Below are 8,363 nucleotides of genomic sequence, written 5' to 3' on the forward strand. Positions count from 1 at the left end.
ATTTAACGGTTATTTTTACTCTGTAATATCTGTCCAGAAGGAAGTAATAAGGAGAGATGTTGCTCGGCTAATAATTTTACAGCAGCATCAATATCAGGCGCAAAGAAACGATCCTGATCGTAATAATCTACTTTCGCTCGCAAGATACCACGTGCTTCTTCCAAAATCGGGCTGCTTCTCAGGCCATTGCGGAAATCGATTCCCTGGCAGGCAGATAGCCATTCAACTGCCAGAATACCTCGGGTATTTTCTGCCATCTCCCATAAACGACGCCCTGCGGCAGGTGCCATTGATACATGATCTTCCTGATTGGCCGAAGTTGGTAAACTGTCAACACTCGCCGGGTGTGCCAACGCTTTATTTTCACTGGCAAGCGCCGCTGCCGTTACCTGTGCAATCATAAAACCTGAATTCACACCACCATTCTCAACCAGAAAAGGCGGAAGCTGTGACATGTGTGAATCCATCAACAACGCAATACGTCGTTCTGACAATGCACCTATTTCTGCCAATACCAGCGCTAAATTATCAGACGCCATTGCAACAGGTTCAGCATGGAAGTTACCACCAGAAATCACCTCCTCCTGCTCAGCAAACACCAATGGGTTATCAGATACGGCGTTAGCTTCAGTCAGAATAACATCAGCAGCATGCCGCAATTGAGTCAGACAAGCGCCCATGACTTGTGGCTGACAACGTAATGAATAAGGGTCCTGTACCTTCGGGCAATTGATATGAGAATCTGATAGTTCGCTGCTCTCTTCTAGTACATAACGATACAATGCGGCAACATCGATCTGCCCCTGTTGCCCCCGTACTGCATGTACACGGGCATCAAATGGTTTACGTGAACCCAATGCCGCCTCTACGGATAAAGAACCACAAACTATCGCTGCCGCCAGCAGATCTTCTGCTTCAAATAACCCACGTAACGCAAAAGCAGTAGATACTTGGGTTCCATTCAGTAACGCCAAACCTTCTTTAGCCGCTAATGTAATGGGTTGTAAATTGGCCTTTGCCAGCGCTTCTTTGGCTGGCAGCCATTCGCCCTGATAACGCGCTTGCCCTTCCCCTAGTAATAACAGGCTCATATGTGCCAACGGTGCTAAATCACCAGAAGCCCCCACCGATCCTTTACAAGGAATATGAGGATAAATTTCCGCATTGACTAATGCGATTAATGCCTGAATAACTGTAAGACGAATACCGGAGTAACCACGGGAGAGGCTGTTAATTTTCAATACCATGATCAACCGGGTCATATTATCGTCCAACGCTTCACCGACTCCGGCAGCATGAGAGACAACCAGCGAACGCTGTAGTTTTTCTAAATCATCTTTTTCAATCCGTGTACTGGCTAATAGTCCGAACCCAGTATTAATGCCATAGGCAGTGCGATTTTCAGCAAGAATCGCATTAACACACTCCACGCTGTGTTCAATAGCAGGAAAAATCCGACTATCCAGCGCGATTTTCACCGGTTGTAGATAAACCTGACGTAGTTCATCAAGGGTTAATTTACCTGGATAAATAGTTAGCTGCTTCATAATGTTCCTTATTTTGTATTAAGCATCGGCAAGTCTAATCCTTGCTCTTTAGCACAATGGATAGCGATTTCATAACCTGCATCAGCATGACGCATAACCCCAGTGGCGGGATCGTTATGCAGCACCCGAGCTATACGTTCTGCGGCTTCATCCGTTCCATCACAAACAATCACCATACCGGAATGTTGTGAGAAACCCATGCCAACACCACCGCCATGATGCAGAGAAACCCAAGTAGCGCCGCTGGCCGTGTTAAGTAAGGCATTTAACAACGGCCAGTCCGAAACGGCGTCAGAGCCATCACACATAGATTCGGTTTCGCGGTTCGGACTGGCTACAGAGCCGGAATCCAAATGGTCACGGCCAATAACAATCGGTGCCGAAAGTTCACCACTGCGTACCATTTCGTTAAAAGCTAACCCTAGCTTGGCTCGTTGTCCTAAACCAACCCAACAGATACGGGCAGGTAAACCCTGAAAGCTAATGCGTTCCCTCGCCATATCCAGCCAATGATGCAAATGTTGATCATCAGGGAGTAATTCTTTAACTTTGGCGTCAGTTTTATAGATATCCTGTGGATCGCCGGAAAGCGCTACCCAGCGGAAAGGCCCGATACCACGGCAAAATAACGGGCGAATATAGGCAGGAACAAAACCAGGAAAATCGAAAGCATTTTCTACGCCGACTTCATATGCCATTTGGCGAATGTTGTTGCCGTAATCAAAAACAGGAATGCCCTGCTGTTGGAAAATCAACATCGCCTTAACATGTTCCACCATTGAAGATTTTGCTGCTTTGATGACCTCTTCCGGTGCTGAAATAGCACGTTGGCGGTACTCTTCCCAACTCCAGTTTTTTGGCAAATAGCCGTTGAGAGGATCGTGTGCACTTGTCTGGTCAGTGACCAAATCCGGGCGTACACCACGACGAACTAATTCCGGCAAGACTTCCGCCGCATTACCACACAGAGCGATAGAGATAGCTTTACCTTCCTGAGTGTATTTTTCGATCCGGGTCAGGGCGTCATCTAGATCTTTCGCTTGTTCATCGACATAACCAGTACGCAGGCGGAAATCAATTCTGCTTTGCTGACATTCAATATTTAGCGAACACGCTCCAGCCAATGTTGCAGCCAGCGGTTGTGCTCCCCCCATACCACCCAAACCAGCAGTTAACACCCAACGGCCCTGTAAATTACCGTCATAATGCTGACGACCCGCTTCCACAAACGTTTCATAGGTGCCTTGAACAATTCCCTGACTGCCAATGTAAATCCAGCTACCCGCTGTCATTTGGCCGTACATAGCCAGCCCTTTAGCGTCTAACTCGTTAAAATGCTCCCAAGTTGCCCAGTGTGGCACTAAATTCGAATTCGCAATGAGTACCCGCGGAGCATTGCTATGGGTTTTAAATACCCCAACTGGCTTACCCGATTGGATTAACAACGTTTCATCGTCTTCCAACTTTTTCAGTGTTTCAATAATCTTGTCATAACATTCCCAATCTCTAGCAGCCCGACCAATACCGCCATATACCACCAATTCATCAGGGTTTTCAGCAACTTCTGGATCAAGATTATTCATTAACATGCGCAGAGGAGCTTCGGTTAGCCAACTTTTGGCTGATAACTGTGTTCCTCTGGAGGCCCGGATACCGACATTACGGAATTTACTATTTTGGGCGGTCACGGTCTGGCTCCTTTTGGTCTTTAGATATTTATTCAATGTATAGTTGTATATACATGTATATTCAATAGACCAAACTATTAGCTAAAATGACAAATTGATGAGCTTATTATTTTTATTTTCTTATGAATCAATTTGTTAATATTATTTCTTCCCAATTATCAAGTAATAATATTTTTCTTATTTTTGTGTTTATAATCACAAATTATTTACATTAATTTTACAAAAATATAATTTAAGGGAGAAAAGGTTTTTCGTAGCACGACAGTCGTAGCCCATATTGTGTCATGATGATCTTCTATTCTTTTCCCCAACATAAAGGGAGGCACCAAATGTAATCACCTGCGAACATCTGGAAACAAGAACTTCTCGCATTACATACCCGTTTGTCTCCCTTATTTCACACAGCAACATTGCCTTGCCATCTCCGGGGCTTATTCAGCCATGTTGAACGAAAGAATGGCTAGTTGAATGGATTGAAGATATCTGTTAGTTCGTCGTAGCTGGGATAAGAAGCAAGAGTAAGCGGCCCTCAATAGGCTGGGAAATTGGGTGTGATTTTGAGGAGATGAAAAGAGAATGTGGACAGGATCATTGTCTGTATCTTATTCAATTTGGCTACTGAGAAAAGTTTTTAGGCGTTCTCTCTCAAAGTACATAGTATCCACTCCCAAAAAGAGAGTATAAGATCATAGCTATTTTTCCGAATTAACTGATTTATTATTTATTCGTAATTAAAAAATATTCGCGGTCTTGCTCTGATTAAAAAGCTTGTTATACAATACAGACCTCAATTTCAATGACAATCATTATTACGCCGAAAAAAACCATGATTATAATATGATAAATAAAGATAATAATAATTTCCGAAAGTAAATTTAATAAAAACAAGGTTGGTGACAAATATGTGAGCTTGAGTATATAGGAAATTAATAGAAAGTGAATCATTAGCAAATAAATATAATATTAACTATTTTTTTCATGAGGAAGAGTGTTGAAAGATTGCGAGATTATCTGTAGTGACGCTATGATAGACTATGCCAATGCCTATTAAATTAATGCTGTAACATAAATAATTTAACGTCAGGAAAGTAATGAAATCTACTCATTCGCACGATAACCTACAAATAATTTGCAGACGGAATACATTCGTATAATTTATTATGAGAACATCTGAGGGTTCGTTAGATTCGAACTTATATAGTCTTCATCCTTCTCAGGAAGATGTGTTTTACGAACAAGTGCTTTATGAGAATAGTCCAATACACAGCCTAGGCTGGTATACATTGATAGAAAAAAATGTTGATATAGTTATTTTGCAAAAAGTGTGGAATTTACTATATCAACACATTGATATGTTACGCTTACGTATATCAATTAATTCGAATAATGAAGCTATTCAATATATTCAAAATCAAAGTACGCCAGAATTAATCAAATGCTACGATGTTTCGATGCATTTTGATCCTGAAAAGAAAGCACATCTTTGGATGAAGCAACAGGTAGGTATTCCTATCGATTACTTAAAAAAAACCCCATATCAGGTTACACTGATTCGCTTAAGTCATGAAAAACATTACTTTTTCACTAAATTCCATCATATTATGATTGATGGTGTCGGATTATATCGACTTCATGAATATGTCCATAAATTATACAACTGTCTTAAAGATGGAACATCTACCGCATGGTTGTCAGAAATTCCGCAATATTTAACTACAATAATCAAGTCGAGAAAATATTTCAATAGCGCTCAGTATGAAAAAGATAAGAGTTATTGGTCTGATTTTCTGAAACAAAAAGAAATACATCAATTAACACCTCGCTATCAGAATACAGGTAGTGATAATTGTACGTTAATATTGCCTTTTCCAATTAAAGAAGATTTGCGTACTTTTTGCAGAGAATACAAAACCAATCCGCTTTTCATCTTTTCGAGTTTGGTCAGTATTATTATGACTGAACTTACAGGACAACAAGAGCTGATTTTTAATACGATCACACATGGAAGAGAGGTGAAATCAGAAAAATATGTTGTCGGGATGCATGCAAATATGTATCCGGTGCATTGTCATATTTCTCATGCGGCTAGTATAATTGAACAGATTAAATTAACAGAATCCGAGCTCAAAAATAGTTATTATCACTGTAAATTCCCTCAATCTCACCTTGCCCGAATTGCTCATAAATATAAGCTTTCCTTACCCAATATATCTATTTTCTATGAACGTTTTTCTGAATCAGACTTCGAAGTCACCGAAAATCAGCACCATCACATAGATGGAGTATTTAATATTTATCCTATTGTCTTTAGATTGAAAGACTATGGGTATGCCCAGGAACTAAAAATAACGATAAATTATCTGCGGAAATACTTTAGTGAGCAGGATGTCAACAGAATACTTGAACGATTGCAAAATCTATTTATTAGCTTACTCAACAACCCTACATCATTAGTCAGTGAATTACCTATTTTATTAGAACAGGAGCGTCATACATTACTACATACCTGGAAACAGCCCGATATATCCTATCCGCAAGACCGCACTCTCCAGCAGAAATTTGAGGCTCAGGTAGCCACCAGACCAGACAACATAGCGTTGGTATTTGAAGGGAAAACACTGATTTATCGCCAGCTAAACGAACGGGCTAACCAGTTGGCCGCAGTGATCCGCGAACAGTATCAACAACAGCACAATCAATCCATGCCAGCCGATACGCTGGTGGCTTTGTATATGGATCGTAGTCTGGAAATGGTCATCAGCATTCTGGCGGTGCTGAAAGCAGGGGGAGCCTATGTACCAATCTCCCCGGAATATCCACCGGAGCGGGTCCGGTTTATTTTAGAAGACACCGCATCCCCCTGTGTGTTGACTCAACAGCAATATTTGACAACGCTGGGGGAATATACACAAGCACAGACTAAACAGCCTGCATTGATAGCGGCGGATAATTGGGCAATAACAGAAAACCTATCGACAGAGAATCCTGCCCCCGTCAACGGAGCCACAGATCTGGCGTACGTTATCTATACTTCAGGCACGACCGGGCAACCGAAAGGCGTGTTGCAGACACACCATAATGTTGTGCGTTTATTCGCAACGACTCAGGGGGATTATCAATTTGATCAAAATGATACCTGGGTGCTGTACCATGCTTACACATTTGATTTCAGTGTCTGGGAATTATGGGGCGCATTGCTCTATGGCGGGCGTTTGATTATTCCGACCATAGAATGTACGAAGGATTTCGGCAAATTCAGTCATCTTTGTTCAGATCAGAAAGTTACCGTATTAAACCAGACACCCGGGGCATTTTATGCCTTTATTGATGCGTCATTGCATATTGGCGCTGAATTTCCCCACCTTCGTTACGTAATTTTTGGTGGAGATAAACTGAATCCGGTTCAATTGAAACCCTGGTGGAACCATTACGGCGATCAATCACCCGCTCTCATCAATATGTATGGGATAACCGAAACAACCGTACATGTTACCTACAAGAAATTAACCCAAGACGACGCTACAGCAATATCTTGCATTGGACGGCCATTAAATGACATGTATGCCTATGTCTTGAATCATTCCGGGAATCTTGTACCCATTGGCGCACCCGGAGAGTTATACATCGGCGGTGCCGGACTAGCACGGGGATATTTAAACCGGCCTGAACTGACTGCCGAACGTTTTATAGCAAACCCATTTGCCACCAATAAAGATAAGGAACGTGGTTACACCCGCCTGTATAAAACCGGCGATTTGGTGCGCTGGCAGCCGGATGGCAATCTGGAATATCTGGGACGCAATGATTTTCAGGTCACAATCCGCGGTTACCGCATTGAACTGGGAGAAATTGAGACCGCGCTCACTTTGCACCCACAAGTCAAACAGGCAGTGGTAATTGATCGCGAATATCAGGGCAATAAAGCACTGGTGGCGTATCTGGTGACAGACGAGGAACTATCAGACGATGAACTCGTCAGGCACTTATCTTCCCGCCTGCCGGATTATATGCTGCCGGCCAGCTTTACCCGTATTGAATCCATCCCCCTGACCCTAAACGGTAAAGTGGATCGGCGGGCATTGCCGGAACCTGTCTGGGGAAACAGAGAGGGATACGTGGCACCCCGCAATGCGCTGGAAACCCAACTGTGTGCCATTTGGCAGGACGTGTTGGGGCTGGAGCGGGTGGGCATTGAAGATAATTTCTTCCGCATCGGGGGCAACTCCCTGACGGCAATAAGACTAACCGCCGCCATCCACCGCACGCTGGCAACCGAAGTCTCACTAGCTCAGTTGTTTGCACTAAAAACCATCGCGGGCCTGGCAACCAAGATGGAACAGCAGATTTATACGGTTATCCCTCATCTGGCTCGGGAGCGCTATCCCTTATCGTTTGCCCAGGAGCGGATGCTATTTATCGAGCAGTTCGAACAAGGCTCCGATACCTACCATATCCCTTATCTGGTTCAACTGGATAACGATACCTGTCTGCCCCTGCTGGAAACTGCCATTAACCGGCTGGCTGAACGCCACACTGTAATGAAGATGGTGTACCCCAGCGATGATGATGGGCAGGTTTACCCGCAGAAACTGGACAGGAATTTAGTTATCCACTCCCAGTCCTGTGAAAACGCTGACACGCTTTTGAACACGGTTCGGGCTGAAATAGCCACCCCGTTCAATTTGACCACGGAACCCAGCCTGCGCCTGTGCCACTATTCGATGTCTGACCCGGTGTCTGGCCAGCACTACTTATTAATGCTATGGCACCATATCGCCATTGATGGCTGGTCGGTCGATATCTTTATGACTGAACTGGCGGAGATTTACCACTCCTTGCGGGAAGGTCGTGACAGCCAGCTTCCCCCACTGGAAATTACCTACGGCGATTACGCCGCCTGGCAACGGGACTATTTACAGGGCGACATCGGTGAACGCCAGCTTGCTTACTGGCGACAGACCCTGACCGGCTATGAATCACTGGTCCTGCCCACCGATTATCCCAGACCCACACAAGTGAATTATCAGGGACGGGATTTCAATTTTGTGCTGGACACCCGGCTGTCTGAACAGTTAAGGACGCTGGCAAAAGCGCAGGAAACCACCCTGTATACCGTGCTGCTCAGTGC

The 8,363-nt window shown here is 43.8% G+C and carries 3 protein-coding genes; 1 reads left to right on the forward strand and 2 read right to left on the reverse strand.

Annotated features, from left to right (window positions below; translation table 11 throughout):
• Positions 1-2 precede the first annotated feature (2 nt).
• Together hutH and hutU are read right to left on the reverse strand one after the other, a co-directional pair.
• Positions 3-1,547: a histidine ammonia-lyase gene (hutH, locus tag EAE91_RS19240; protein ID WP_214089897.1), complete on the reverse strand. Its 1,545-nt coding sequence runs from the start codon at positions 1,545-1,547 to the stop codon at positions 3-5.
• 8 nt (positions 1,548-1,555) lie between these two features.
• A complete protein-coding gene (hutU, locus tag EAE91_RS19245; protein ID WP_214089898.1) occupies positions 1,556-3,235 on the reverse strand; it encodes a urocanate hydratase in 1,680 nt (559 codons plus the stop codon).
• Positions 3,236-4,458: 1,223 nt separating this feature from the next.
• Between hutU and EAE91_RS19250 the strand changes: the two genes are divergently transcribed.
• Positions 4,459-8,363 (forward strand): non-ribosomal peptide synthetase (locus EAE91_RS19250; RefSeq protein ID WP_342345910.1); only part of this gene is annotated, 3,905 nt, incomplete at its 3' end.

This window comes from Photorhabdus noenieputensis (genome assembly GCF_018448935.1).
Taxonomy (GTDB): Bacteria; Pseudomonadota; Gammaproteobacteria; order Enterobacterales; family Enterobacteriaceae; genus Photorhabdus; species Photorhabdus noenieputensis.